Raw genomic sequence first — 24,499 nt, 5'->3', positions numbered from 1 at the left:
TCATGACATCAAAAGAGCAAGTAATGTCTAGGCTGGCGTTGAACCCAATTGGAGGCACTCCAGTATTCCCACGTGATTTAACTTTAGGACTGGATGCATTAGACATCTCAACTGAAAAGATCTTTAAAGATGAGTATAACGCAGATCTAGCCGCCAAGGCAGTACTCGCTCTTCAAAAAATCACACATCATGATGCAGTAGTAGGATGCATACATTCTGCAGGATTTAATGTTGAATGTTTCGGAGGTGAGATGAGATATCCAGAAAGAGGAATTCCCTATGTTCAAAGACATCCATTCTCATCTCCAGATGATTTCTATAAATTTAAAGAAAGAGAGTATGACTATACACAAGTAGTCAGGTCATATGACATTGTTAAATCAAGCTCTCCAGACCTTGCTGTTTTTGGAAACTTAGAAGCACCTGTGACCAGAGCTGGGATATACAGAGGCCTGGAGAACTTAATGATGGATCTGAGTTTAGATCAGACATTTGCTCTTGAAATTGTGGAATTGGGTGTGGAAAGAGCAATGAGTTATATCGAAAAATTGGCTGAAAATCAATCAGCAGATGCTATATTTTTTGCTGCCGCTTCAGATAATCCAGATATGATCGGCCCTGAAGTATACGAATCGATTACGCTGAAGTACATGTCTCAGTTAATAAATAAAATTCATAAGTTGGGCTTGCCTGTTGTATTTCATCCGCATGGTGATTTTTCATCTGATGAGCTGAGCAGCACATTGGATAAAACTATTGATCTCGGAATTGACGGATTTCAATTTGCTGAACAAAATAATCATAATATAATTTTACAGCATACAAAGAATAGGTGCTGCATATTAGGCGGGATTAATGTAACAGACAGTCTTTTGCTGGGGCCAGATGAAAGAATAATTAATGATTGTAATAAATATATGAAAGACCTTTCTAAGGAAGATTATATTTTTATGTGTTCATGCTCTCTTCATAGAGGTATTTCAATTAAAAACGTTAAAACGATGGTCAGTGCAGTAAAAGAGTTTGACTCAAAATAATATTGGATTTTAAGCATTTGCTGACAATGGGTGCATTATTCTGCTAACAATTTTCATTGTGTAATTATAAAATGAAATAATAACATTTATCATTCAGTATATCAATTGTATAGCCGGGTGTATACAAATGGATGAGAAAACAGTAGCTGATCTTTTCAAAAATGGTATTGCATGTTCACAGATCGTATTTTCAGAATTGTCAGATGATGTTGGCATAAACAAAGACGATGCCAGAAAGATAGCATCTTTATTCGGAGGCGGGATATGGTCTGGTGAAGTCTGCGGTGCATTCACCGGGGCTCTTATGGCACTTGGACTAAAGTATGGACATTGCAAAGAAGGAGATGTTGATGCTCAGAATATCGGGATGTCTAAACTGATGGAATTTAAGAGTAAATTCGAAAAAGAATACGGATCTGTTGTATGTCGCAAAATTATGGGTTATGACCTATCAGTGCCTGAAGAAATGAAAATGATTGAAGAAAAGGGTTTATTCGAAAACTTCTGTCCAAAACTGGTCTGCAGAACAATTCAGATCGCAGAAGATATGTTATCAGAAGATAAGCCGTGATCGTATGGATCAAGATATAAAAAAACTAATAGATGATGCTAAAAGTGCAACTCTTGCAGGCAAAGCAGTAAACCGGGACGCACTCAAAAAATTTTTGGATTTGGACCCTCTTTCTGAAGAGACTGAATATTTAGGAGCCGCTGCAAGAGATATAGCCAGATCGATAGGCAACAAAGGCAAGGTTTGGAGTGCAATAGGAGTGGATTACCGGCCCTGCACAATGAACTGCGAGTTTTGTTCATTCGGTGAAAAATGGAAATTAATGAATGATTCCCACGAACTTACTGATGAGGAAATCATCAAAAATGCCATTGGATTTGTTAATCAAGGCGCATCCTGGGTTACGCTGCGCACTACAGAATTTTTCGATCTAAACAGACTTTGTAATATCGCAAAAAAAATCAGAAAGGAAGTAGCTGGAGATTACGGGCTGGTGGTAAACACTGGTGAATTTGATCTTAATATGGCAAATAAATTTGCCGAGTCCGGCATAGATATCGTGTACCACACTCTAAGACTTGGAGAAGGAAAAGCTACACCTTTTGATCCAAAGGACCGCATAAGGACCATTAATGCAGTAAGAGATTCTCCCATGAAATTAGCATATCTTGTAGAGCCACTGGGTCCTGAACATACCAGCCAGGAGATCATGGATGTCCTGAGCGTAGCGCTTGACAATAACGCATTCTTATGTGGTTCAATGGCTAGAGTAAACATAGCTAACACTCCTTTTGAAGGTAGCAAAGAAGTAGATGAAGACCGCCTAGCGCAGGTTGTGGCTGTAACAAGGATTGCTGGAGGAATCAATATGCCTGAGATCTGCGTGCATCCACCAAGTGAAAAGGCTCTTAGATATGGAGCTAATGTTATGGTCGTTGAAAAAGGCGCTATTCCCAGAAGCGAAACTGAATGCTGTGATGATTGGAAAGGCTTCAGAATAGAAGATGCAAAAAAGATGTTTAGAGAAGCTGGTTATTCAATATGACCAGCTAATTCTTTTAACTCATTCCTCAGGCGAAGATGCATTTTTGTTATTACTGGGAATTATCGAATCATCAGCATGGAAAATAACATATGGGCGTCCATCAACAGTGATAACGTCTGAACGTACACCATAAACATCCAGAATATTCTCTTCTGTAATTACTTCCTCCGCTGACCCGTCAATATGCACATTTCCTTGAGAAAATAATATGATCCTGTCTGAAAAGCGTGACGCAATATTAAGATCATGACATATGACGAGAACTGTAATTCCCTGCTCGTGGGCAATATCCCTGAGAAGCTTCATAACGTAAATCTGGTGATAAATATCCAGATTGGATGTTGGTTCATCAAGCATCAGAATTTTAGGCTCCTGAGCAAGACCACGGGCGATCATTACTTTCTGATGCTGACCTGCTGAAAGTTCATCGAAATTTCTCATTGCCAGATCAGTGATGCCCATCATTTTCAGACAGCGGGCGGCAATCTGCAGATCCTCTTCAGAAGTATTATAGCCAGTATGTGGGTAGCGACCCATTAGAACTGTATCCATGACCGGCATGGAGAAAGTTTCATTGGAGATCTGCGGGACATAGGCAATAAACTTAGCAACATCTTTGAAGTCAAGATCTTGAACGTTGGCATCATCCAGAAAGACCTGCCCCTCAGTAGGTGAGAGAATCTTATTGATACAGTACATGAATGTTGATTTACCAACTCCATTGGGTCCAAGAATGCTGACTAAACCTGGTTTTTCAATATGCAGATTAATATTTTTGAAGACCCGGACATCCCCGTATTTTACACCTAAACTTTCTGTTTTAATATTTACTGCCATTCACCAGACCTCCTTCTTCTGTCGAAGAATAAGAATCATAAACAGCGGTCCGCCAATTAATGCCGTTACTATTCCTATCGGCAGCTCAAACGGCGACACTAGGTGGGCAATGGTATCAGAAAAAATCATTAGACAAGCACCCATAAGAGCTGATGCGGGAACCAAAATTCTATTGTCTGAACCAACAAAAATACGTGCAATGTGGGGTGCAACCAGTCCTACAAAACCTATAATGCCGGTAAAACTGACAATGCCTGCAGCCAATAATGACACAACTACCATTGTCACTATGCGCACACGATCCACATTTATACCAAGGCTTTTGGCATATGAATCGCCAGAGTTCATAGTATTCAGAGTTTTAGTGAGTAGCTGGATGGCTGCTGTGCCGACTGCGACAATGATAACAATGAATGGTAGTGTGCTCCAACTAGACGTTCCAATACTGCCGACAGTCCATTTATAAACAGCAGAAGCAGCGTTGGGATCAGCCTGCAACATCATGAAGGACTGCACAGCATTGAAAATGTACATGATGGAAATTCCAGTGAGAATCATCATAGCTGGCGATGGCCGCCTATAGCGAGAAAGAAGAAGAATCACTAGTGCAGGTACCATTGCAAAAATGAAAGCGTTTAAAATCTGTCCATAGTAGCCAGATACAACAGAAATACCCATTGTAATTGCCAATGTGGCACCAAAAGCCGCGCCTGACGATATCCCCGTAGTATATGGATCAGCCAGAGGATTCTTCATCATACTCTGCATAGCAGTTCCGGCTACTGCCAAACCAATACCTACGAAACTTGCCGTCAGCATCCTTGGCATGCGCTGATCCCACACCACAGATTCAGAGATTGTCTTTGTCTCTTCCCAAAGATTCCAGTTCAAAAAGCGGTCAATGATGATCTGATAAACCTCTGTAAAAGAAATCTTGTATGCTCCGATGCCAAGTGTAAGACCAACGAGCACAAAGAACAATACTACGAAACCCAGCAGAAAAATATACTTAGAATATTTGTAAGCTTTATACTGATGAACGACTAGGTCCGTTTCATTTTCATTTCCCTGCAGAGCCTGCGGGCGAATGCGGTTGAGAGTGTAACCGCTGATGCGTGTATGGAGTTTAACATCCCGCAAAGTATTTTTAATTTTTATATTGGCCATGATTTCACCATGTAACAATATTTCAGGATGTGATCTGACCTGTCAAAGACAAAATCTGGGAAGCAATCTCAAATTTCTCTACCAAGCAGTTGTCTCCAACGTAAAATCGATATTCATAACCGTTTTCTGAGTGTGACCAAATGCTGAGTTCTGTATCACCTAGATTCTCTGTGCCAAGATAAGTGTACAAACCGTTCTGCGGCTGATTATCATCTGCATCAAAGATCATTCCAAAATCAAATGTATGTTGATTCCCATCATCACATGTAATTTTAAGATTAAAGGAATAAGTGAAATATAGATCAGACTCCTGTGTGAGCTTCGAATGTCCTTCACCATTACAGGTTATGTTTTCAATAAGACCTGTAACAGAGTAATTATGTGGAGATTCGCGAGGATCTTCTGTCTGGTTGTTAAGCAGTTCGCCGATTGAGTATACTGTCAGCGTACCAGCTATAAGAGCAACAGTAGCAATCAGAACCACTATCATATTAGATTTTGAGCTGGACATTATTCCTCCAAAATAAAAAAGGGACCACGGCCCTGTTCAGCCGCGGTTGTTCATAATATCTTGGCTGGGATCGTTGCAGTACAAGAGGTTCATACTGTCATAAGTCCATTTATCATCTATTCCCAAGAATTGGCAGTATTCATTGACATATTTCTCGACATCGACATCGGCGAAATAGTCAGGATAGATGTATTTACCAAGAATCAACTGATTAAGAACTTCCGATACTCCTGAACTGAACGAGTAGCCGCAGATAGCAAACTCACATTCGTCTAAAGCAGGGCCAATGGCATTTTTCCATGTATTATATGTATTAACCATTGCCTGATATTCACCCTGTGTCTGGAACGGCGCCCCAACCATACCGATCAGATACTGCATACCATACTGATCGACCATTGCTGAAACGGCCTCATTGCTGATAGCATTGCCGTGGCCGCCGGTCTGCTGACCATTAAGATATTTCTCTGCAACATCTTTAACGCCGAGCTTCATAAGATTGGCATATTCGCCAGTGTACTCTCCCAGGAGCTGAAGAGAATCCGTATGAGCATACGCTGCTGCAACCCATGGACGGTCTTTTTCAGGAATAGTTTTGATGATCTCCTGCACCATCTTTTCAACGCCATCGTACCACTCCATGTATTTGTAAGCGTTATCCTGCTCGTCAAGCAGATATCCAAGAGTAATAAATCCCTGTGTAGTGGCACCATATTCCCATGAAGGCAGACGTAATATCTGAACTCCAGAACCGGCTAATGCTTCCTCCATATTCGGTCCATATGATTCCTGAGTACCGCAGACAACTATCATTTCACCGCCGTTGTCTTTAGAAGCCTGAGATATTTTCTCTTTGTCTGGGTCATTACAGTTACCGACATCTACCAGTTTACTGATGTCTAAAACCGTATTGTACTCCTCAGCATATTTGCCTGTAGTTATCCTGTTGTCTACACCAACCACAAGGCTGCTGTTAAGAATAAGAACATTATCTAATGGAGGTGCAATAAGCGTGATACATTTCTTAGAAGTAGTCATGTCAAACTTACAGACTTTGTAATCAACATTTACGTAATAGGCATAAGTAATATCATCCCACTGCTCCGCAATCATCTTTTTTAGGTAATCAACATCCTGTTCGTCAATCACCTTGTCAAAGTTGGCATCACACATGAAATAATTATCATAATCAATTTTCTCTTGCTTTATGATATTTTCCAGATATGCAACATCCCTTTCATCCAAATAATCATCCAGATTGGCATTTCCGAGAACCATCAGGCGTGATGGATACTCATCAGTATTGTATTCTTTGCTACCGCTGCTGTCACTCATCAGCATATAGGCTCCTCCAGCAGCAGCTACAATCACTACTACAGCGACAACTGCTATAATTTTCGTATTGATGTCAATCCCCCGCACAAATTTTACTAAATCTACTGTATGTATTACTGAATCATATTTAAGTATTATTGATACTCGATCGTTCTTGATTTAAAATATAACTTCTAAAATGATGTGTACCAGAATAAATTCTGCAGATTGTAACTCCATCAAAGACCATTATTATACTCAGCATACTCCAAATTAACTCCAAGCATGAGGATCCGTCCAGTGGCAGGATCATGACTCGCAGTCTTCAAGGTATCAGAATATTTGAAAAACAAAAATCAAGCCTTCAATGAGTTTGACTATTCTAGTAATTTTAAATTGTAACTTTGAAGGTATTAAATCATTTAAATTATATACAGTGTGAGGCGAATCATATGAGCGAAATAAGACATTTAAACACTATGAAGAAACCATCCATAGTTGTGGTTGTAGGTTTAATGGCAACATTAGCTCTGCTAATCTTATACACTTATCAAACATTTGATGAGATTAACTATGAATTTTATCTTCAGATTATAGTTTATTTAATTTTTATTATGTTTTTACTTACAATTGCAAGTATGAATATCAACTGGATAACTTTAATAAATTCATCAGTTTTTAAAATTTTTGCAATTGTAGTAATTCTTATAATTTCCATCACAATTGCATATGACATGATCTATCCAGATGTTTATGATGTGTTTTATGCTGTAAGCTCTGAATTTATACTTGCAAACTGTGTATTTCAGGGTTTAGTAAGTTATCTTGGTGTGAGAAAGTAAAAACTATCCCGTCGTTTTCCTTGTACCTGACAAACTTAGTGAGTCTTTTCGAGACTCATAATTTTTTTTAAAACAGTTTACTTCTGTTAGCTAAATGTATTCTCTGCAATCTTATGCAGAAAAGAGCCGAAAGATCCACATTCAGATTTTAACTGGTAGGTGATATACAATCCTTCAGTATAACTTCGCTAATCAATTAGTAAAGTTCAATCTGCACAGAATTTGAAATAATAGCTGCAAACTTGTGAACAGAATAAAAATGATCATTTAGTCATGCAAGATATACTGCCGGGATAATTAATAAAAATATAAATTGACAGTTTTCTGTCAATCAAATGGTTTGTGGAATATATACAACAGATGAGTCAAGTATCTTCAGGCTGTAATCGAGATACTGCATTGTTCCAGGTTTTTCTGCTTCAATTGTGACAACAACAAAATCAGCTAGTTCATGTGCTTGTTTTCTTGATACTGTTGCTGGAACCCGTTTGTGTCTTCCGATTCTGCCACCCATCCTGTAATTCCATTTTTTAGTTGTGAGATTGATCGCCCATGATCTGAATGATGTCGGGTCTGTATCCCACGCTGGAATGAAAATATTAAGCTCTCTTTTACCTGCATCATCCGTTCTATATATTGATGACCAAAATCCATCAGACTGTGAAGAATTAACAGTAAACTCTGATTTTAATTTCCAGACTGGCAGATACTGCGTTCTGTCATCTTCATTATCGGGCCTAACAACTTCATACTCGATCATACGCGATGTATTTTCTTCAATGTCGTGAAGAGTCTCACATCTTTCACACATAAACAGAAGATCAGTGCCGTTTAATTTAGAAGGGGCTCCGCATTTTGGACAGGTGATTGCAGAGACCTTCATATTCTCATACCTCCCATTAAACCACTCAATTCATTCAAATCATTAATTATATCTGATGTAGATTTTTTATTGTTTGGCTTAAAGTCTCCTTCTATTATTTCGGATCCATTTCGGAAGAAATGATATGCAATTGCTGTAATTGCCACGCCAAATATAAGCCCTATTATTCCCAATTCGGGTGAAGAATACCACGCGAGCGGTATTGACAGTGAAGCTACAAGGCCGCCTGCAGCTGCACCTCCAGTTACTGCTAAACTTTGAAACAGTGCGTCTCCGGGTGCACGTCCAGACAACAGTGAGTTTGTAACACCATCTACAGTCGCTAAATATATCCTATCATTGTACTCATACTGCACAATCCAGATTGGATAGTATATCATAGAAATGTCCTGTATGATCGCGCTCACTTTCTGAAATGTGATGTGTGGAACTCCGGCACTGGCTATCCCGCTGTCTATTGCATACGTTCTAGCAGCAGATAACGCATCATCTCTACTTGTTACAGCTTCGTATGTAGGCAGCATGGTAAAATCTTCTAATGTCAGTTCTCCATGAAAATTATGCAGCCTGTGAATGCCAAGATCTCCAGGATCACAGGCGATATTGCTGTAAATGGTATCTCTCAGTACCATCTGTTCCATTGGTATTCTTTCAGTATGTACGTGGCCGTTGCTGTCCGTTCTATGACGCTCTTCATAGCCACAGACCCAGCCGGCAGTTCTGGCTTTAATTTTCCAAAATGGAAGATATATTGAGTAGCACTCTACAATCTTTCCATGAGCCTTCAGATCTCTTGATTTCAGACCCTTCTTCCACCATTTTTTGACAGTATCTATTGACTGTTCTTTAGTAACCTTATTCTTAAAAGCAGCAATCATCACTCCTTCATCGCCGTCAATGTGCAGTGCAGAGTCGCAATATTGGCATTTGATATTCTTTTCTCCTTCTCCAACAGAGATAGTACCGCCGCACGTGGGGCATGTTAAACCTACTGATAATTCAGGCATATCACGCAGCCTCCTTAGTTATTTTATATGATGTAAGAAATACTGCCAGTGCTGTAACTCCCATTAATGCTATAGCAATCACTGGATACTTTACTGCCAATGCTCCTTCTATGAAAAATGCTACGAATCCGCCGGCAGTAATCGCAAGATATGAGGCTGAACTTCTGGTAGGGAATGATGATGCGAAAACTTCAGAAGATGAAGCGTCTATCACTGCTTTATAATTAGTTCCTTTATATGAATATTCAATGATCCATATAGGGAAGTATACCAAGGCTTGTTCTTTGCCGCTACCAGGAAGACTATCTAAATAATGAAGCATTTCAATATCAGGTTCCATCAGTTCTGCATCATCTATATTGTAAGAACTGTCAAAGATCTGAAAGTCACCAGCTGGAATTTTTAATCTATGCAGACCAGGCAAAGTAGTGGACTGAGCCGGTTCAATGATGATTTTTTCTATTCCATCTACATGTCTGCGGAAGAAGTATGTGGGAAAGAACATTTTCTTTATGTTGGTGATTGATGCAGCTTTATCTAGATTCTTAACTTTTGATGGTCCGCTGGCCCATCTTTTGAAAGTTCCAATTGCTGCATCTTTGTTTAGTGTAAAATCTATGATATAATAAAATCCAGCGCCTGAGCGGTCTATATATATCTGAGTATCACAATATGGACACTTTGTGAATTTAGTTCCAGCATCGATTTCAATCGGTGCTACGCACTTGGGACACTTTATAGTAATCATACCATCACTGCGTAGGCTTTCCGCACTCAGGACAGAACTTTGCACCGGCTGGAACGTCTGCACCGCATGTGCACTTTGCTGATGTCATTTTAGCTCCACACTCTGGGCAGAATTTCGAGTTAGCAGGAACTTCTACTCCGCAGCTGGGGCATTTTTTGGAACTCTCTATTTTAGCTCCACACTCTGGGCAGAATTTACTTCCCTGATTTATCTGAGCAGAGCATGATGGACATGCAGCAGTTGGTGCCGCAGGAGCCTGTACGGGCTGTGATGCCTGCTGAACGGGTTGGTTCTGGGCCTGCTTCATCTTATCAATCATCATATATCCCATTCCGAAACCTGCACCTACGCCAACTCCTGCACCAGCGGCACCTCCTGCAGGATTAGATGCAGCTTCTCTCATGGCGTTTCCAGTCTGATATCCCATATAGTCTGTTCCGAGGATTTGCATAGATGATCTGGTATCAACAGCTTTCTGCACTTCTTCTGGAAGAGAGATGTACAATCCTGAAAGTTTATCGATCTCTATACCGTACAGATCAAAGTGGTCTTTGGATTTTGCAAGCACCGCTTGTTCTATATTCAAAAGTGCTGATGCAATATCAGCGACACCCATCCCTTGGTTTTTCATATCGCCCAGAATTGAGTATATCAGAACTACAATCTGCTCTTTTATACGGTCTTCAACTTCATCTGATCTTGAATAATTGAATGTACCTATGAACTGATTTACAAAGTTCTCTGGTGCAGATACTTTGTATCTGAATTCTCCAAACAGTCTCAGGTTTACCATTCCGAACTCTGCATCGCGGAACTGATATGGCTGTTTAGATCCAAACTTGCCGTCAAAGGTTCTCTTTTGCAGGTAGACAACTTCTGCTTCCTGTTTAACGCCGGAAAGCGCTTCTACAACCTTTGCCACCACAGGAATATTTGTCGTGGTCAAAGCATAACGGTCTGGCCTGTCAAAATAGGCCAATGCTTTTCCATCCCTGTAAAATACTGCTATTTCGTCTTCTCTGACAACGATATTGTCATTGTACCTTATATTGCGTGGGACGCGGTACATAATATTCTGACGTTTCTGGGAGTCATCCCAGGTTATTGTTTCAGCACCAATGAGGCTCATTGTTTCACCACTGTATCCTGTACGACATCAATACGTCTGTTGAACTCTGTTTCAAAATTATCAAGTAAATTCCTTAAATTGATTATTTCATTAACTATTGAATCAGAACTGCCTGATGTTATGTGGTTTTTTAAACTGTCATTTTCTTTCTTAATCACGTCAAGCTCTTCAAACAGCTTAAGATCAAATTCATACAGTCTGTCTAATTCCTCTTCTTTGAATGAAATGTCAGCAGCTATTCCTGAGTATCCGAATTCAGCATGCTGAACCAGGGATTCGAGTTTTTTATAACTGTTAATGATTCCGCCGATATACTCTGGATCTTTGGAATTAAATTTTATAGGCATCATGCTGCGGGCATTTTCTATATCCCTGCATAACAAGCCGATGTTGTCTGCCAACTGGTTCCTCAACATTCTGTCTGCGTCGCGTATATCTTCTTTTATACGGTAGCCACGAAACCCTGGAACGAACATCTGGATTTTTTTCAGTAATCCTCTGTCATCTTCGATTCTTTCACGAATATCAGACATTTTTTATCGTTTCCCTGATTGCATTGTTGTCTTAATTTTGTTGCCTGTGTTATTCAATTTAGAAAAATGAAACAGCTACCGGTGATTTTATTTTTCGATATGTTATAGCAACAGTCATGGCAAAAATGCAGTACGTCTGTCCAAAATGTGGCTGCAATGAATTTGAAAATGATACCTTTCAAGCAACCGGCGGAAACCTTTCAAAACTCTTTGACATCCAGTCAAAAAAATTCATAACAATAAGCTGTAAAAAATGCGGCTATACAGAACTATATAGATCAGAAACTTCGCTCGGCATGAACATTCTTGATTTCCTAATCGGCAGATGATGTGCGTATGTGGAAAATTCTCATTTTCCATATTGAAATGATAGCTAAGATAAAAGTGCGGTATACGTTTTCCTAAAGTGAAATCAAAAAGTAGCGTACGCTGCATGAAATGCATATGACTGGATGCACTAGAACAATCACTGTCGCTAGCGTTATCAGCGACAAAGGCAAGAATGTTAAAATGATAAGTGTTGAAGCGTCTGTTTCAGGTCTGAAAAGATACGCCAGTATCTCAGCAGTACGAATTGCTGCGTGATAATGGAATCATCTACGTATGGCGTATTTACCTTACAGATTCTTTGGTGACTTAAGGATCGAGACACATATGATTCGTGCTCAGTTATTCAAGATGATAACAGACACAGGCGATAAGATAGGCCTGTTAGACTCAGACAAGTTAGGAAAGTATCTGAGACTTTGGAAGAGAAAAGAGATTGAGTTATCGATGTTATTTGTTTCTACTCGTCAGCAGTATGAATTGAAAGACTTATGCAGACAGAGAGCACTCAAGTGACAAGCGATGAGGCTCAAGATCAAAGATGTGTTGTCAGGTAAGCATAATGCATCATGATTAGAAAACCAATATGTTTCTTTAAAACACAGAGGAAATGAATTCAGACGCTATATTCAATCTAAGTTGTAAGAAGAATAGACGATTTCTTAAGTTTCGCCGTTCTTTATTGCATGGAAAAGAAAAAAATAAAAAAGTTTCATCAGTTGGATCATTTGATATCTAGTGATCTATGGCCCAATATTATACCTACTGCTCCTATTGGGATACCTATAAGTGCTATAAGTTTAATCGGATCCCAGGATGCAATTCCTATCGGGTTCCAAGTTATCAAACTTAGCGTGAATGTTATTATAGGTAAGACTATTAGTATACATCCAATTTGATATATCTCTTTTTTAGTCATGGATGTTTTTTTTGAATATCCATAGATCCCAATCAAGATTCCACTTATCATCCAGATAAGAACTGATATTACTGCTTGATCTATATTATCTGGAGAAAGTGTAAATCCAAGTCCAGATATCCCTATGAATCCTGCTGATGCTCCATACCAATATGCTTTGTTGGCCATAATACCTCATCATTGCGAGTTACACTTACTAAGGTGGGTGAGAATGGATATGGGACTCCATATTCATACCCCCATTAGCTTAATTTTAACAGCAACTCCCGAATCAAAGATCAGGGGACAATATTGTATGTTAATACCTTTTGCAGATCTAATATCTATATGGAATACATTCTATATATATTTTAACATTTGGAAATACTAAAAATTAATGCTGCGTATCATTATACAATGTCATCAGTTATAAATCACACTTAGATAATGGATCTAGTTGTAACTATGATACCAACCATGGCGATTTCTAGTTTAAACTTCAACCATGATGGTATCGTTAATATAATCCTATAAAAATTAAAATATGAAATGGCTGCAGGAAGTAGGACTGTCCTAGGCGAATATATGTTGTTAGTTAGCATATGCGCCATCTAACCTAATATATAACATGGTTGTGTACACAACATCCCGTATTCATCATCTATAATATCACTCTCTTAAATTTTCCTGTGTTATTATTGAATTAAAAAAAGATCGGGCAGATACTGCCCATTCTTAAGAACTGAATATCCAATCTATACGTCTAATGTTGTATTGATCTAGCATAGCTGAAGTATGTTAGACTGCCGACCAATAAGATTGCAGTTGAATATAGTACTGATTTTGGATATTCAACGTAGATGGACAAAGCAATACCTATTATCACTATTGCAAGCAACATTGCTGCGCCGATTTTAGCACTGTTTCGCAGTCCTGCTGGATGTTCTTGAATAGTATATACGAGCGATCCAAGTATTACAGAGATGAATGTCCCTGATATCACGATTGAATTCCCATATTTAGGCAATAATAAGAAAGATATAATCAATCCTATTATTACAATTGCAATGTCCTCAATCAGATGGTTGTATTTATTGTTCATAGACATTTTCCATCCTTGTGTTTATTCATTTATGGCTGTACCAGATGTAGCAGATACTAAAACTATCATAGCAACAACACCGCTTCTACCCATAATCGCCTCAAGGTTTTATTCAAATCAGGATGGAGTTCTCGATTATGATGAATAACTAATCTTGATGCCTTTTCACTTAACTACATATCGATATTGCTGGATAAGCTAGTTCAAACATATCTATTACATATGCCGCTTTAAGACCTGCAACAGGAATGCTGCAAGTGTTATCTTAAGTCCATACTAAACAATGTTATTACATCCAATAACTCTTGTTCATATAGCTCTCCCGGATAGTCTCAGAATTTTTATTCTATTTTTAAACTCTAAAACTATGCAATTCTATATCTCATCTATAGTATATAACATCTTTTTTTTAATTCGTTGTTCTCTTTATGCAGTTTTAAATATTGTGATTTATCTCAAGTTAATCACTCGTTGTGTTGATTTTTACCAGATCTGGACGGTCCATGAACTCTTCCACTCTTTCCAAATATGTTTCTTCTGACGATTTCTTTCGCCATGAATGTTTAGATGTGCTGTTGATATACAATGTGTGTGTAAAAGTTGTAATCATATGTTAAAAATAATCACATTGTAATGTTGGTTTTCATGAATGCAGTCAATATTTAAGACAGAACAATCATTGAACAAGTTTAATTTGATATGAATACTCGATTGAAACTTAAGAAATTATACGATATATTCATTCGTTTAAACAGGATATGTCCAAATCGTTTCAAAATCTGTTTTTAGAACATTTTGCTATTGTACGAAATGATCTATATCTCATGCATCACATTGTGCTGGAGAGTGGTAATGCGATCTCAAATCTGGATTTCATCCAATTTTTGTAATTCTTATTTATGATGATATTATCGAATCAAATGCTTGGTTAAGATGAGTGTTCTTGATAGCCCGTACTTAAAAATTATAGTAAGCGGGTAATTCCCGCTTACTCAACTATTGAAATATATTTTGCAATTGCATCTCCAGTTTGTTTAGTGCTAAGATGACCGCCCATATCTGCTGTCAGATCTTTATTGTCCATTGCTTTTCTGACAGCTTTTTCAATTAGGATGCCTAAATCTCTTCTGCCTAAGTTATCAATCATAAGCTTAGCTGCCAATATCGCTGCGATAGGGTTTGCTTTTCCTTGCCCTGCAATATCTGGAGCTGACCCATGCACTGGTTCAAACATGGAAACGCCGCTTGGAGATATGTTTCCTGAAGCTGCGACTCCCAATCCGCCCATGATCTCTGCTCCTATGTCTGTGAGAATGTCTCCGAACATATTGGGGCAGGCAACAACGCCGAAACGTTCCGGGGCTCTTACCAGAGCCATTGCCATAGCATCAACATACATGTGTTCCAGAGCGATTCCATATTCCTGAGATTTCTGTTTGAAGATCTCTCTCCACATTCCATAAAGAGAAGTGCAGACGTTGGCTTTATCCACGGCAGTGACTTTGTCTTTTCCCAAATCTTTTGCTGTTTTGAAACAATAATCAGCAAAACGTTCTATGCCTTTTCTAGACATCATTCCGATCTCAAATGCAAATTCATCGTCAGTATTGGCTTCCATGCTGACGGTAATCTTTGCATCGTATAATTTACGTTTAAGATCTAGAGAAACACCTTTGCCGTTGGAAAATCTGCTTCCAGCTCCCATGTAAAAATCTTCAGTGTTTTCTCTTAAGAATATTATATCAAAATCTTTCTCTTCTTTTAATGGCGTATATGGATGCCATGCTTTGGATGGGCGCGTGTTCACATACTGATCAAAAGTTGTGCGCATTGATATCAAAATACCTTTTTCTAAAATTCCAGGAGCTACACGCGGATCTCCTATGGCACCGAAATATATGGCATCATGCTTTCTAAGATCATCTATATCATTTTCGGTCAGGAGCTCCCCCGTACGGAGATACCTTTCTGATCCAATGTCTAAATAATCAAGAGAAAATGACACGTCAGCAGTTTCTTCCAATGCATTGAGGACCTTCACGCCTTCTGCGATTACTTCTTGGCCTATGCCGTCTCCCGGGACCACTGCGATTTTATACATCACTTTCCTCCTTTCAGCCTGGCCATTAATCCACCGGATGCTATCAGTTCTTTAATGTACGGCGGGTACTCCGGAAATGACCATGATTTTTTGGATGTTTCATTAATGATTTTTCCATTGTCAACATCAACTGATAGTATATCTCCCTCATCTGCTTCGATTTTGCACTCAACAAGTATCAGACCGATATTTATCGAGTTTCGGTAAAATATCCTGGCAAAACTTTCTGCCACTACGCAGACTATGCCTGCCTGCATAAGTGATCTGGGTGCATGCTCCCTTGACGATCCGCATCCAAAGTTCTTTCCTGCTACTATTATGTCCCCCTTTGAAACCATTTCTGGGAAACCAGGCCTTACTTTTTCAAACAGGAAAGTTCCTAGTTTATCATTATTCTGGCTAGTGAGTCGTTCAGCAGGAATTATCTGGTCTGTATCGACATGATCCCCAAATTTCCAAACCTTTCCATTAATTGTATTCATATAATCACCTCAGGGGACTGATATTTTACCAGTCAAAGCACTTGCAGCTACGACAGCCGGTCCGGCAAGGTAAACTTCAGAGTCTTTGTCACCCATTCTTCCTATAAAGTTACGGTTGGTGCTGGAAACGCATTTTTCACCGGCAGCCAATACTCCCATGTGCCCTCCTAAGCATGCAGCACAGGTCGGACCGGAAACAAACGCACCAGCCTCGCTGAAGATTTTGAGCAGCCCCTCATCCATCGCCTGGTTGTATATTTCTGTTGATGCAGGAACGACAATCATCCTAACATCTGGATGAATTTTCTTTCCTTTTATGATTTTAGCAGCTACTCTGAGATCCTCGATCCTGCCGTTGGTGCACGATCCTAAAAATGCCTGATCTATAGTAACAACTACGTCTCTGGCATTTTTTCCGTTTTCCGGCAGATGGGGAAAAGCTACCATATAATCCAAATCATCAAGATTATACTCAAGCTCTCTGCAATATGTTGCATCGGCATCCGGGGCTACTGGAGTATATTCTCCTCTTACTCTTCCTTTCAGAAAATCTTCAGTAAGTTTGTCGCAGGGGAATATTCCGGCTTTTCCTCCAGCTTCTATGGCCATGTTGCTTACTGCAAGTCTGTCAGATATCGAGACGTTTTGAAGATCTCCGCAGAATTCAAATGCTTTATAGTTGGCGCCGTCAACACCGATGTCTGATATGATTTTTAGAATAAGGTCCTTGCCTGAAACATATTCTTTGAATTTTCCGTTTACTTTGACTTTAATGGATTCTGGTACTTTGAACCAGAGACGGCCCTCTGCAAAACAGGCAGCAGCTTCAGTGCTTCCTATCCCCGTAGAGAATGCATTCAGACCTCCATATGTGCAGGTGTGAGAATCTGCTCCGACTATTAGTCTGCCCGGAGCTGCAAAGCCCTCGTCCACCATTACTTGATGACATACGCCGCCCCTTCCAACTTCAAAGTAATTTTTAAGGTTATATTTTTTAACGAAACGTCTCATCTCCGCAGCCTGTTCTGCAGAAGCAATGTCTTTATTGGGTACAAAATGATCTGGAATCAGAACAATCTTATCTCTTACTGGTTCTCTCCCCAGTGCTTCAAACTCTCTGAATGCGATAGGGGCCGTTACATCATTCGCCATAACATAGTCTATTTCAGCTTCAACGATCTGTCCAGCATGTGCATCGATCCCAGATTTTGTGGACATTATCTTTTCAGCGATTGTTTTTGTATCTACCATTTTCTCACTCCAGTCTAGAGTATAAGCGGTCAAGAGCTTCCATTGTAGCGTCCACGCTGGTCTGTACGATATCAGATCCAACGCCTTTTCCTACGGAGACTGCTTTTCCTTTGCCATCTTTACTGATCTTAACCATCACTTCACACAGAGAATCGCTGCCGCCAGTAATGGCATTTAAACAATATTCTTCGAGTCTAAATACGTTGCCCATAACTGTTTTTATAGCATTTATCGCAGCATCCACAGGTCCGATTCCTATCGATGTGCCTGTTCTCTTTTCTCCGTTTATGTCAAGCGTAACGACTGCTGTCGGAGTTGTTTTAACTCCAGTGAATACAGCAAATTCATCTAGATTAATATGCTTAGATTCATGCTGTTCTGCAAAGTGGGATGCTAATGCAACTAATTCTGCATCATCTATCTCTTTTCCACTATCAGCCAGATCTTTTATTTTATCGACTACCTGTGCAATACGTTCATCATCCAGCACCACTCCGTATTCATTTAGTTTTTCTTTTATAGAATGTGTTCCAGAGTGTTTTCCTAAAACGATGTTTCTTTCCACCCCTACTAGTTCCGGTCCAAACGCTTCATATGTAGACGGATCATTTAAGACTCCATGTACATGGATTCCAGATTCATGAGCAAAAGCATTCTTTCCTACGATTGCTTTGTTAGCCGGGATGGGATATCCAAACAGTCTGCTGACAAGTTTGCAGGTAGGGCCGATCATTTTTGTATTAATCGTAGTTTCTGCATTATAAAATGCCATTAATGCTAGTACAGCTTCTTCCAGTGATGCATTTCCCGCTCTTTCACCCATTCCGTTAATGGTAGCATGAATCTGTTCAGCCCCTCCTCTTACAGCTGAAAGTGTATTTGCCACAGCCATTCCGAAATCGTCATGGCAGTGCACAGATATGGGAACTTTTGTAACAGTTTTCAGCTCACGGATGAGGTATTCCATTGCTATGGGTGATATTGTACCCACAGTATCTGGAACATTTATGCGGTTGACACCCGCTTCCTGAACAGCGATATGCATTTTTTTGAGAAATTCAAGGCTGGTTCTGGTGGCATCTTCACAGGAGAACTCAACTTCGAGTCCTCTGGATTTTGCATATTCCACTGCAGACACTGCTCTTTCTAAAACCTCATCCTGAGTCATTTTAAGTTTGTATTTTAAATGAGAATCAGATGTGGCAATAAATGTATGAACATAATTCAGGCCGCAGTCTGCTACAGCATCAATATCGCTTTTCACAGAGCGGGCTAATCCGCAGACTTTTGAATTTAACCCAAGGTTCATAATGGCTTTAGCAGCGTCTTTCTCTCCTTGGGATGAAGCTGGAAAACCGACTTCAATAACATTAACTCCCAGTTCATCAAGTGCTTTTGCGATTCTTATTTTATCATCGCATGTAAGAGCAACACCCGGAGTTTGCTCACCATCTCTGAGAGTCGTATCGAATACTGTTATATTTTTTGGAACATCGTTAGATAAAAAGAGTTCATTGAATTTACTGGTGTATACTTTCTTTTTATCCAGCGAACTTCGACAGCAATCTGAATCTATAGCATTAGGATCAATCATAAAAACGCCTCACGGCATCTACCCTACAAATGTGATATTTAGCAATACAAACGCAAGAATAGCAACTCAATTTTAATTGCATTCCACATTTAAGGGCCTCGATAAGCCTCCGAGGCAATTAACAATATTTTAAGATTACTGCGATTTTACAATTTCGTTAGCAAAATCATTTGAATATACTCTCTTCCTTACTTGGGACTCGTAATATGATGATCAATAACTTTCCTGCTGCTCCTTTATTTTTGAATTATGAAGTCTGGGAACCATTTTGGAGTAGGCAGATATCTTTCAGAAGTTTCGAATTATCAATGTCAACAGTCACTGGTATTTATTAAACAACAGCTGTCTTTCAATTCCCAGTATCTCTGCAAGTAATTTGACATTGAATCATGGCATATTAATTCGGTGCTGACAGTGAATTTTTAAGTCAATTGAAGGATATTCATAGAAACTTAGTATAACACATCAGAGTTTCATTTGCAGAACTCGTTACAACTCTTCGCAACCTTAACTTAGAATATATATGCATTTCATAGAACAAACTATGTAATAAGACACTTAATTCACACTCGTTCTGTGTGGACTTCCTGGTGGTATGGCATATGACGGAGACAAATTTAATCGCGTCACCAAAACCATTATCGAGATGTGTAGTGACAGATCCAGAAATTGACAATGGGAAACCGTTTGAGTATGGACCATGCGTTAAGCATTGGGGAGATGCCCGCCACGGTATAGATATTCTATCTATTGAGAATAATGAACGTTGTGCGGATAACTGGCAGACAGATACGTTATCTAACCTGCCAAAAATACTCCCTGAATGCATATATTTTCTTCAAAATTGTTTTGGTTTTGATAGTCAAAACGAATTAATGAATATTTCAGAACTGAGATCAGATCTAAAAAGGTTGAGAGCATACATCAGGAGTGTAGTCGAAGAGATGGGTGAATTTGATCTGTTGTCTCTCATTATACCGGACACACTTCCATGCATGGAGAACATACCCTCTGTCACGATGTGCGTAGATGACCTTGATTTGAATGGTGGCTATTTTTATTTCAAGCACGGCTTACTTTACCGTTTTGTAAGCCGTGAAAAGGCACCTTCTCCTATATATGACGGAAATCTGGTTCGCAGTAAATATGCCTGCATCACCCTTTTAGCATGTCCTGAAAAACTTCCTGATGGTTATGCTAAAGAATATGATCTTGAATTTCCAGATGGCGTAACTTCACCCTATTTCAATCAATTTTTTATAGATCGCAGCAAACTCCATATGGGTTTGGAAATATTCTACTGGTATTACTTACAGGTATTCTCCACTAACCTAACAAATATACTTCCCAAGAATCTATATATTTCAGCATTAAACCCTTCATTTTACCCCTATGGTTGTATAGATGATAGGAAGAAAAGAAGAAATGTAGTCGAAAAACTGCTCAAATATATAAAAAGCATCGTAGATATGCAGGGCGAGGCATGGTATATTAGGCAGTGGCTTCCAGATAAGATAGCCACCGCTGAGTCAGTTGAGATAAGAACAATGAAAGTAAGCGATCTGGATATCAGCGGAGAAGAATTTGAGTTTGAATTATGCGCCCTCTATCATTTCGTGAAGTGAAAACTATGAAAGAGCAAAACAAGCTCATTGCTATTGCACTAATATATATGCCTAACTAAACATAACACCGTAAGCCGTTGTGTTACACTCCTTTAGCATTTCCCCAGATCAGTTTGTGAAGCTGAGGCATGACTCTTACCATCGGGCAGTCTTGGATAACCCATTCTGCTAATGGTTTAAGATCCATTCCCCCCACGGGAGTCATTATGACTGGGCAGTTTATATCATTTTCTCTCAGCACTTTCTTAGCGAATAAGTAGTCCACTCTGTCTGCAATCACAAATTTTAACTGATCCCGCGGTGAAAGAAATGAAAGATTATCATACATCTCTGATTTTGTCATGCCGGAACTGGGGCATTTCATATCCATCGAGATCATTATTTCTTCTGATGTAGGAATAGAATCCAACGGTATTGAACCATTTGTTTCAATTGTTATGTGGTATGATTCTTCAAGAAGAGCATTTATGAAATCGATTATGCCTTCTTGAATCATAGGCTCTCCTCCTGTCAGGGATACAAAAGGAGAATTATATTTCTCAATCTCATCAAGGATATTATTTACACTCATTTCTTTAGCATCTGCATCGTTTTTTGCATATTCTGTATCGCACCATGAGCAATCAAGATTGCAGCCGGAGAATCTGACGAATATTGTCGGAGTTCCCATAAGCACTCCTTCTCCCTGAATTGAAAAAAAGATCTCAGATACTTTCATATGGATCCCTCATATTCAACTGGATCTTTGATTCCGGCTTCTGCGAATCCTTTCAATCTCAATAAGCAGGAATCGCAGTGACCACAGGCTTTTTCTCCTCCGTTGTAACAGGACCAAGTGTATTGCAGGGGCGCTCCGAGTTTGGTCGCTAACTTAACAATTTCTGCTTTTGACATTGATAGGATTGGAGTTATTATTTTTACAGGGCTGCCCTGCACACCACATTTGGTTCCAACATTGAGTACTTTTTGAAAAGCTTCGAAGAATTCTGGTCTGCAGTCTGGGTATCCTGAATAATCTACTGAATTTGCACCTATGTATATGGCATCTCCACCTTCAGATTCACATAGGCCTGCTGCTAGACTAAGCATTGATATATTCCTTGCTGGAACATAAGTTACTGGTATGTCAGCCTTTACTTCAGATGCAGAGTTATGTGATGGAACCTTCAGATCTTGAGATGTCAGGGCACTAGAATGCAGAAAACTCATATCCATTTCTACAATGATATGCTTGGCATGGTAATGTTCTGCTACTTTTTTTGCAGATTCGATCTCTTTTGAGTGTCTCTGCCCGTATAACATGCTTAATGCTATCACTTCATAACCATCGTTGATGGCGCAGGCCAAAGTGGTTGTCGAATCTAAGCCGCCTGACAGAAGAACTACTGCCTTTTTCATTGATGAAGCCTCCGTCCAGCCCATGCAGTCTGTCCTCTTTCTTCATCTAATCCGATTTCAGCATATTCTACATTACTTGGAAAATCAATTTTGCTCAGCAGCATGTTCAATATCATCTCTGCCATCTCTTCTGCACTTGTCTGAGAGATGTCCAGTAGCATCACATCTTCCAATGGGAAAACATACCGCTTTGTACATGTTTTTACTTCAATTTCAGACCCAACATTGATACTCAGCTCTGGTGAGTTTTTAGGCAAAAGGATTCTGTGATCCAGCTCACTCACTATATCACGCAAGCATTTTTTTAGATCCACAAAATCCATAATCATTCCATTGTTGCCTTTTTCTCCGCACAATACTAAGTGCAGGATATATGAATGACCATGAAGCCTGCCACATTTTGAGTGGCCGGGAATAAAATGAGATGCAGAGAACTTTATGCCTGAGTACTCTCCGTCAATTTCAATGCGCATGGTTTCCATGACGGACAACATCTTATTGAAGTTTATTGTTTGTTGTAGATATTCTTGCCAACTAATGCGGATGCAAGAGCTATGGCATCAACGTAATCTGACTTAGCTCTTGAAGTGTCTATATAGACTTTATCTATATTCAATATCGGCGCGCCCATTGCAATGCCGTGACCAAGAAAATGAAGTGTTCTGAATATTAAATTGCCAGAAATTCCATCAGGTGCAATTATAACATCACAGGTCGTAGCAGCGTCTTCAATCAATATCTGCATGTCCACAGCATTCAGTCCATCCAGCTTTGCAAGCCTGACAGCTTCTTCAGCATTGCGTATGCTCTGATCAATCTCAGGCATTCTTCCTAGATCTGAAGATCTTCCTCCCGACATTATCCCGATGACCGGTTCAATCCCCATTTTCCTGAATAAATCTGCTCCAAGTTTTGCAAACTGCACTTTTTCAGGTACTGTCCATCCTTCATCTATCCCAGCTGGACCAAGCAGGAACAATCTGCCGTCTTTAGGCTGCATCATAGCTGCCCGCAATACTTTGGAGGTCCCAAAGACATCACGAACAGCACTCATAGCATCATTTGATGGAGTATCGCCTCTTACAGCCGCATCAATTTTACCGTCATGCAGATCTAGTGCTAGTTTTGTAGCATCATGATAAACGTCAACGGTCCCGTATCCCAGATCGCAGGCTTTCGAGGCGCTAGACTCTGCTTTGTAACCTCCGCATATACCAATGTGAGCCTTTGAATTTTGAGCCAACTCGAATATGTCTGTGATGCTGAGCATATGCAGTTGAAATATCCTATTTTGATCATATATGTTTGCGCTGTCGATTTTTAATTTCTTCAAAAATGATGTTCTGAAGGCAGGTCTGTTTTTGTGCAAATTTACATCTACGCTTGTCAATTCAGATAAAAATCTCTATTTCTCAAACTTCTGCCACAAACGCTGCAAAATGCATCATTATATGTAGCATCGATCAAGCTGAGATGCGGTTCTAACGATAATTATCTGTAACTCTTGCAGTTATAACAGATCGACACTTCATTATATATCTGGATTGCATTGAGCTGATAATTTCTCAAATTGACTAATTGTGATGTGTATGTTTGAGCTCACACAGACCTTTGACAGTTCTGTACTACTGTGGATTCAACAAAATCTCCATAATTCTATTTTGGATCCGCTCATGGTAGCATACACAAGTTTGGGAAACTACAGCATTATTTGGTTCTTGGCAGCAGCTGTGATGATCTATTTTCCCAAGACCCGCAAAGCTGGTGTATTGGTATTGCTTGCAATATTTTTGGGTTACATGGTTAATAATTTTGTAATAAAAGACCTGATCGAACGACCCCGGCCTTGGGTAGATATTTCAGGATTGGAACCATTGATTTATGCATCAAATCCAAATTCGTTCCCTTCAGGTCATACCTGTATAGCTTTTGCGGTAGCCGGAATAATCTGCAGGACACTGTCAAAAAAATGGGCATTAGTAAGTGTTGCAGCAGCAATTCTCATGGGATTCTCAAGGCTGTATGTGGGCGTGCATTATCCAACCGATGTGATTGCAGGGGCCGTTATAGGAATAATCTGCAGCCAGATTGTCTGGTATGTTTACGTTTCTGCAAATAAAAAGACATTTTCAGCCTGTTTATGAGAAATGTCTCGGT

Annotated in this window: 29 protein-coding genes; 10 read left to right on the top strand and 19 right to left on the bottom strand. The window is 39.5% G+C overall.

Annotation, left to right across the window (positions count from 1 at the left end; translation table 11 throughout):
* The first annotated feature begins 2 nt into the window (after nucleotides 1-2).
* From H729_RS06455 to H729_RS06445, 3 genes are all read left to right on the top strand, one after another.
* Nucleotides 3-1,037 (top strand): uroporphyrinogen decarboxylase family protein, encoded by a 1,035-nt coding sequence (locus H729_RS06455; protein ID WP_020449204.1) that lies wholly within the window; start codon nucleotides 3-5, stop codon nucleotides 1,035-1,037.
* Between the two features lie 127 nt (nucleotides 1,038-1,164).
* Nucleotides 1,165-1,608 carry a C-GCAxxG-C-C family protein gene (locus tag H729_RS06450; RefSeq protein WP_020449203.1) on the top strand — a complete coding sequence of 148 codons (444 nt, stop codon included), beginning with the start codon at nucleotides 1,165-1,167 and terminating at the stop codon, nucleotides 1,606-1,608.
* A gap of 4 nt (nucleotides 1,609-1,612) precedes the next feature.
* Complete coding sequence (locus H729_RS06445; RefSeq protein WP_020449202.1) at nucleotides 1,613-2,593, top strand: radical SAM protein; 981 nt, start codon at nucleotides 1,613-1,615, stop codon at nucleotides 2,591-2,593.
* Between the two features lie 18 nt (nucleotides 2,594-2,611).
* On the opposite strand, the gene H729_RS06440 is transcribed toward H729_RS06445, so the two are convergent.
* From H729_RS06440 to H729_RS06425, 4 genes are read right to left on the bottom strand one after another with little or no spacing between them, the layout of a single operon-like run.
* A complete protein-coding gene (locus H729_RS06440; protein WP_020449201.1) occupies nucleotides 2,612-3,430 on the bottom strand; it encodes an ABC transporter ATP-binding protein in 819 nt (272 codons plus the stop codon).
* Nucleotides 3,431-4,597, bottom strand: a complete 1,167-nt coding sequence (locus H729_RS06435) for a FecCD family ABC transporter permease (protein WP_020449200.1) — start codon at nucleotides 4,595-4,597, stop codon at nucleotides 3,431-3,433. It abuts the gene before it with no gap.
* Between the two features lie 22 nt (nucleotides 4,598-4,619).
* Nucleotides 4,620-5,108, bottom strand: coding sequence for a hypothetical protein (locus H729_RS06430; RefSeq protein ID WP_020449199.1), 489 nt, complete (start codon nucleotides 5,106-5,108; stop codon nucleotides 4,620-4,622).
* Between the two features lie 36 nt (nucleotides 5,109-5,144).
* A complete protein-coding gene (locus H729_RS06425) occupies nucleotides 5,145-6,530 on the bottom strand; it encodes an iron-hydroxamate ABC transporter substrate-binding protein (RefSeq protein WP_020449198.1) in 1,386 nt (461 codons plus the stop codon).
* A 344-nt stretch (nucleotides 6,531-6,874) separates the two neighbouring features.
* On the opposite strand from H729_RS06425, the gene H729_RS06420 reads away from it, so the two are divergent.
* Nucleotides 6,875-7,264, top strand: a complete 390-nt coding sequence (locus tag H729_RS06420) for a hypothetical protein (protein WP_020449197.1) — start codon at nucleotides 6,875-6,877, stop codon at nucleotides 7,262-7,264.
* A 331-nt stretch (nucleotides 7,265-7,595) separates the two neighbouring features.
* Here H729_RS06420 and H729_RS06415 read toward each other — a convergent pair whose 3' ends face one another.
* The 5 genes from H729_RS06415 to H729_RS06395 are packed head-to-tail and all read right to left on the bottom strand — an operon-like array spanning nucleotide 7,596 to nucleotide 11,564.
* A complete protein-coding gene (locus tag H729_RS06415; protein WP_020449196.1) occupies nucleotides 7,596-8,147 on the bottom strand; it encodes a hypothetical protein in 552 nt (183 codons plus the stop codon).
* Nucleotides 8,144-9,154 carry a hypothetical protein gene (locus H729_RS06410; protein ID WP_020449195.1) on the bottom strand — a complete coding sequence of 337 codons (1,011 nt, stop codon included), beginning with the start codon at nucleotides 9,152-9,154 and terminating at the stop codon, nucleotides 8,144-8,146. Before H729_RS06410 ends, H729_RS06415 begins: the two co-directional genes overlap by 4 nt.
* A gap of 1 nt (nucleotide 9,155) precedes the next feature.
* A complete protein-coding gene (locus H729_RS06405) occupies nucleotides 9,156-9,902 on the bottom strand; it encodes a hypothetical protein (RefSeq protein ID WP_020449194.1) in 747 nt (248 codons plus the stop codon).
* 4 nt (nucleotides 9,903-9,906) lie between these two features.
* Entirely contained in the window at nucleotides 9,907-11,031 is a 1,125-nt protein-coding gene (locus H729_RS06400; protein WP_020449193.1) for an SPFH domain-containing protein, read from the bottom strand.
* Nucleotides 11,028-11,564: a hypothetical protein gene (locus H729_RS06395; protein ID WP_020449192.1), complete on the bottom strand. Its 537-nt coding sequence runs from the start codon at nucleotides 11,562-11,564 to the stop codon at nucleotides 11,028-11,030. Before H729_RS06395 ends, H729_RS06400 begins: the two co-directional genes overlap by 4 nt.
* 116 nt (nucleotides 11,565-11,680) lie before the next feature.
* Here H729_RS06395 and H729_RS06390 point away from each other — a divergent pair, with 116 nt between their 5' ends.
* The 3 genes from H729_RS06390 to H729_RS06385 all read left to right on the top strand — a co-directional run bounded on the left by H729_RS06390 (nucleotide 11,681) and on the right by H729_RS06385 (nucleotide 12,407).
* Nucleotides 11,681-11,893, top strand: a complete 213-nt coding sequence (locus H729_RS06390; RefSeq protein ID WP_020449191.1) for a zinc ribbon domain-containing protein — start codon at nucleotides 11,681-11,683, stop codon at nucleotides 11,891-11,893.
* 115 nt (nucleotides 11,894-12,008) lie between these two features.
* Complete coding sequence (locus H729_RS10025) at nucleotides 12,009-12,149, top strand: hypothetical protein (protein WP_172618679.1); 141 nt, start codon at nucleotides 12,009-12,011, stop codon at nucleotides 12,147-12,149.
* 18 nt (nucleotides 12,150-12,167) lie between these two features.
* Complete coding sequence (locus H729_RS06385; protein ID WP_147554407.1) at nucleotides 12,168-12,407, top strand: hypothetical protein; 240 nt, start codon at nucleotides 12,168-12,170, stop codon at nucleotides 12,405-12,407.
* A gap of 208 nt (nucleotides 12,408-12,615) precedes the next feature.
* Here the strand turns inward: H729_RS06385 and H729_RS06380 are convergent, their stop codons facing one another.
* The gene (locus H729_RS06380) at nucleotides 12,616-12,978 is read right to left on the bottom strand and encodes a hypothetical protein (RefSeq protein ID WP_020449189.1); all 363 of its coding nucleotides are present in this window, start codon (nucleotides 12,976-12,978) and stop codon (nucleotides 12,616-12,618) included.
* Nucleotides 12,979-13,772: 794 nt separating this feature from the next.
* Here H729_RS06380 and H729_RS09900 point away from each other — a divergent pair.
* Nucleotides 13,773-14,039 carry a hypothetical protein gene (locus H729_RS09900; RefSeq protein ID WP_147554406.1) on the top strand — a complete coding sequence of 89 codons (267 nt, stop codon included), beginning with the start codon at nucleotides 13,773-13,775 and terminating at the stop codon, nucleotides 14,037-14,039.
* Nucleotides 14,040-14,351: 312 nt separating this feature from the next.
* Here the strand turns inward: H729_RS09900 and H729_RS10020 are convergent, their stop codons facing one another.
* The 5 genes from H729_RS10020 to H729_RS06355 form a co-directional block, all read right to left on the bottom strand.
* Nucleotides 14,352-14,501: a hypothetical protein gene (locus tag H729_RS10020; RefSeq protein ID WP_172618678.1), complete on the bottom strand. Its 150-nt coding sequence runs from the start codon at nucleotides 14,499-14,501 to the stop codon at nucleotides 14,352-14,354.
* Nucleotides 14,502-14,879: 378 nt separating this feature from the next.
* On the bottom strand, nucleotides 14,880-15,992 hold the full coding sequence (locus H729_RS06370) for an isocitrate/isopropylmalate dehydrogenase family protein (protein ID WP_020449187.1): 1,113 nt from the start codon (nucleotides 15,990-15,992) through the stop codon (nucleotides 14,880-14,882).
* A complete protein-coding gene (locus tag H729_RS06365; RefSeq protein WP_020449186.1) occupies nucleotides 15,992-16,474 on the bottom strand; it encodes a LeuD/DmdB family oxidoreductase small subunit in 483 nt (160 codons plus the stop codon). Before H729_RS06365 ends, H729_RS06370 begins: the two co-directional genes overlap by 1 nt.
* A gap of 9 nt (nucleotides 16,475-16,483) precedes the next feature.
* Complete coding sequence (locus H729_RS06360) at nucleotides 16,484-17,725, bottom strand: 3-isopropylmalate dehydratase large subunit (protein WP_020449185.1); 1,242 nt, start codon at nucleotides 17,723-17,725, stop codon at nucleotides 16,484-16,486.
* Between the two features lie 4 nt (nucleotides 17,726-17,729).
* Entirely contained in the window at nucleotides 17,730-19,319 is a 1,590-nt protein-coding gene (locus H729_RS06355) for a 2-isopropylmalate synthase (RefSeq protein ID WP_020449184.1), read from the bottom strand.
* Between the two features lie 602 nt (nucleotides 19,320-19,921).
* On the opposite strand from H729_RS06355, the gene H729_RS06350 reads away from it, so the two are divergent.
* On the top strand, nucleotides 19,922-20,944 hold the full coding sequence (locus tag H729_RS06350; RefSeq protein ID WP_020449183.1) for a hypothetical protein: 1,023 nt from the start codon (nucleotides 19,922-19,924) through the stop codon (nucleotides 20,942-20,944).
* Between the two features lie 82 nt (nucleotides 20,945-21,026).
* Here H729_RS06350 and H729_RS06345 read toward each other — a convergent pair whose 3' ends face one another.
* Genes H729_RS06345 through mtxX form a run of 4 tightly spaced genes read right to left on the bottom strand, consistent with a single transcriptional unit; the run spans nucleotide 21,027 to nucleotide 23,612 of the window.
* On the bottom strand, nucleotides 21,027-21,662 hold the full coding sequence (locus H729_RS06345) for a 7-carboxy-7-deazaguanine synthase QueE (RefSeq protein ID WP_020449182.1): 636 nt from the start codon (nucleotides 21,660-21,662) through the stop codon (nucleotides 21,027-21,029).
* On the bottom strand, nucleotides 21,659-22,342 hold the full coding sequence (gene queC / locus H729_RS06340) for a 7-cyano-7-deazaguanine synthase QueC (protein ID WP_020449181.1): 684 nt from the start codon (nucleotides 22,340-22,342) through the stop codon (nucleotides 21,659-21,661). The genes H729_RS06345 and queC overlap by 4 nt, the downstream gene beginning before the upstream one ends.
* On the bottom strand, nucleotides 22,339-22,824 hold the full coding sequence (locus H729_RS06335) for a 6-pyruvoyl trahydropterin synthase family protein (protein ID WP_020449180.1): 486 nt from the start codon (nucleotides 22,822-22,824) through the stop codon (nucleotides 22,339-22,341). Before H729_RS06335 ends, queC begins: the two co-directional genes overlap by 4 nt.
* Before the next feature lie 23 nt (nucleotides 22,825-22,847).
* Nucleotides 22,848-23,612, bottom strand: coding sequence for a methanogenesis marker protein Mmp4/MtxX (mtxX, locus tag H729_RS06330; RefSeq protein ID WP_081633175.1), 765 nt, complete (start codon nucleotides 23,610-23,612; stop codon nucleotides 22,848-22,850).
* Between the two features lie 319 nt (nucleotides 23,613-23,931).
* On the opposite strand from mtxX, the gene H729_RS06325 reads away from it, so the two are divergent.
* Complete coding sequence (locus H729_RS06325) at nucleotides 23,932-24,486, top strand: phosphatase PAP2 family protein (protein WP_020449178.1); 555 nt, start codon at nucleotides 23,932-23,934, stop codon at nucleotides 24,484-24,486.
* The last annotated feature ends 13 nt before the right edge of the window (nucleotides 24,487-24,499 follow it).

It is taken from the genome of Candidatus Methanomassiliicoccus intestinalis Issoire-Mx1, from assembly GCF_000404225.1.
GTDB classification, from domain to species: Archaea; Thermoplasmatota; Thermoplasmata; order Methanomassiliicoccales; family Methanomassiliicoccaceae; genus Methanomassiliicoccus_A; species Methanomassiliicoccus_A intestinalis.
Note: the sequence above shows the minus strand (reverse complement) of the source record. Positions and strands in the feature narration are given on the sequence as shown.

Coding starts and splice junctions, on each gene's coding strand:
- H729_RS06355 (WP_020449184.1), bottom strand. CDS start 19,319: ATGATTGATCCTAATGCTATAGATTCAGATTGCTGTCGAAGTTCGCTG.
- H729_RS06455 (WP_020449204.1), top strand. CDS start 3: ATGACATCAAAAGAGCAAGTAATGTCTAGGCTGGCGTTGAACCCAATT.
- H729_RS06420 (WP_020449197.1), top strand. CDS start 6,875: ATGAGCGAAATAAGACATTTAAACACTATGAAGAAACCATCCATAGTT.
- H729_RS06345 (WP_020449182.1), bottom strand. CDS start 21,662: ATGAAAGTATCTGAGATCTTTTTTTCAATTCAGGGAGAAGGAGTGCTT.
- queC (WP_020449181.1), bottom strand. CDS start 22,342: ATGAAAAAGGCAGTAGTTCTTCTGTCAGGCGGCTTAGATTCGACAACC.
- H729_RS06395 (WP_020449192.1), bottom strand. CDS start 11,564: ATGTCTGATATTCGTGAAAGAATCGAAGATGACAGAGGATTACTGAAA.
- H729_RS06400 (WP_020449193.1), bottom strand. CDS start 11,031: ATGAGCCTCATTGGTGCTGAAACAATAACCTGGGATGACTCCCAGAAA.
- H729_RS06435 (WP_020449200.1), bottom strand. CDS start 4,597: ATGGCCAATATAAAAATTAAAAATACTTTGCGGGATGTTAAACTCCAT.
- H729_RS06385 (WP_147554407.1), top strand. CDS start 12,168: ATGGCGTATTTACCTTACAGATTCTTTGGTGACTTAAGGATCGAGACA.
- H729_RS06430 (WP_020449199.1), bottom strand. CDS start 5,108: ATGTCCAGCTCAAAATCTAATATGATAGTGGTTCTGATTGCTACTGTT.
- H729_RS06360 (WP_020449185.1), bottom strand. CDS start 17,725: ATGGTAGATACAAAAACAATCGCTGAAAAGATAATGTCCACAAAATCT.
- H729_RS06390 (WP_020449191.1), top strand. CDS start 11,681: ATGGCAAAAATGCAGTACGTCTGTCCAAAATGTGGCTGCAATGAATTT.
- H729_RS06335 (WP_020449180.1), bottom strand. CDS start 22,824: ATGGAAACCATGCGCATTGAAATTGACGGAGAGTACTCAGGCATAAAG.
- H729_RS06440 (WP_020449201.1), bottom strand. CDS start 3,430: ATGGCAGTAAATATTAAAACAGAAAGTTTAGGTGTAAAATACGGGGAT.
- H729_RS06445 (WP_020449202.1), top strand. CDS start 1,613: ATGGATCAAGATATAAAAAAACTAATAGATGATGCTAAAAGTGCAACT.
- H729_RS10025 (WP_172618679.1), top strand. CDS start 12,009: ATGACTGGATGCACTAGAACAATCACTGTCGCTAGCGTTATCAGCGAC.
- H729_RS06325 (WP_020449178.1), top strand. CDS start 23,932: ATGTTTGAGCTCACACAGACCTTTGACAGTTCTGTACTACTGTGGATT.
- H729_RS06350 (WP_020449183.1), top strand. CDS start 19,922: ATGACGGAGACAAATTTAATCGCGTCACCAAAACCATTATCGAGATGT.
- H729_RS06415 (WP_020449196.1), bottom strand. CDS start 8,147: ATGAAGGTCTCTGCAATCACCTGTCCAAAATGCGGAGCCCCTTCTAAA.
- mtxX (WP_081633175.1), bottom strand. CDS start 23,612: ATGCTCAGCATCACAGACATATTCGAGTTGGCTCAAAATTCAAAGGCT.
- H729_RS06365 (WP_020449186.1), bottom strand. CDS start 16,474: ATGAATACAATTAATGGAAAGGTTTGGAAATTTGGGGATCATGTCGAT.
- H729_RS06380 (WP_020449189.1), bottom strand. CDS start 12,978: ATGGCCAACAAAGCATATTGGTATGGAGCATCAGCAGGATTCATAGGG.
- H729_RS06370 (WP_020449187.1), bottom strand. CDS start 15,992: ATGTATAAAATCGCAGTGGTCCCGGGAGACGGCATAGGCCAAGAAGTA.
- H729_RS09900 (WP_147554406.1), top strand. CDS start 13,773: ATGAATGTCCCTGATATCACGATTGAATTCCCATATTTAGGCAATAAT.
- H729_RS06450 (WP_020449203.1), top strand. CDS start 1,165: ATGGATGAGAAAACAGTAGCTGATCTTTTCAAAAATGGTATTGCATGT.
- H729_RS10020 (WP_172618678.1), bottom strand. CDS start 14,501: ATGATTACAACTTTTACACACACATTGTATATCAACAGCACATCTAAA.
- H729_RS06410 (WP_020449195.1), bottom strand. CDS start 9,154: ATGCCTGAATTATCAGTAGGTTTAACATGCCCCACGTGCGGCGGTACT.
- H729_RS06405 (WP_020449194.1), bottom strand. CDS start 9,902: ATGATTACTATAAAGTGTCCCAAGTGCGTAGCACCGATTGAAATCGAT.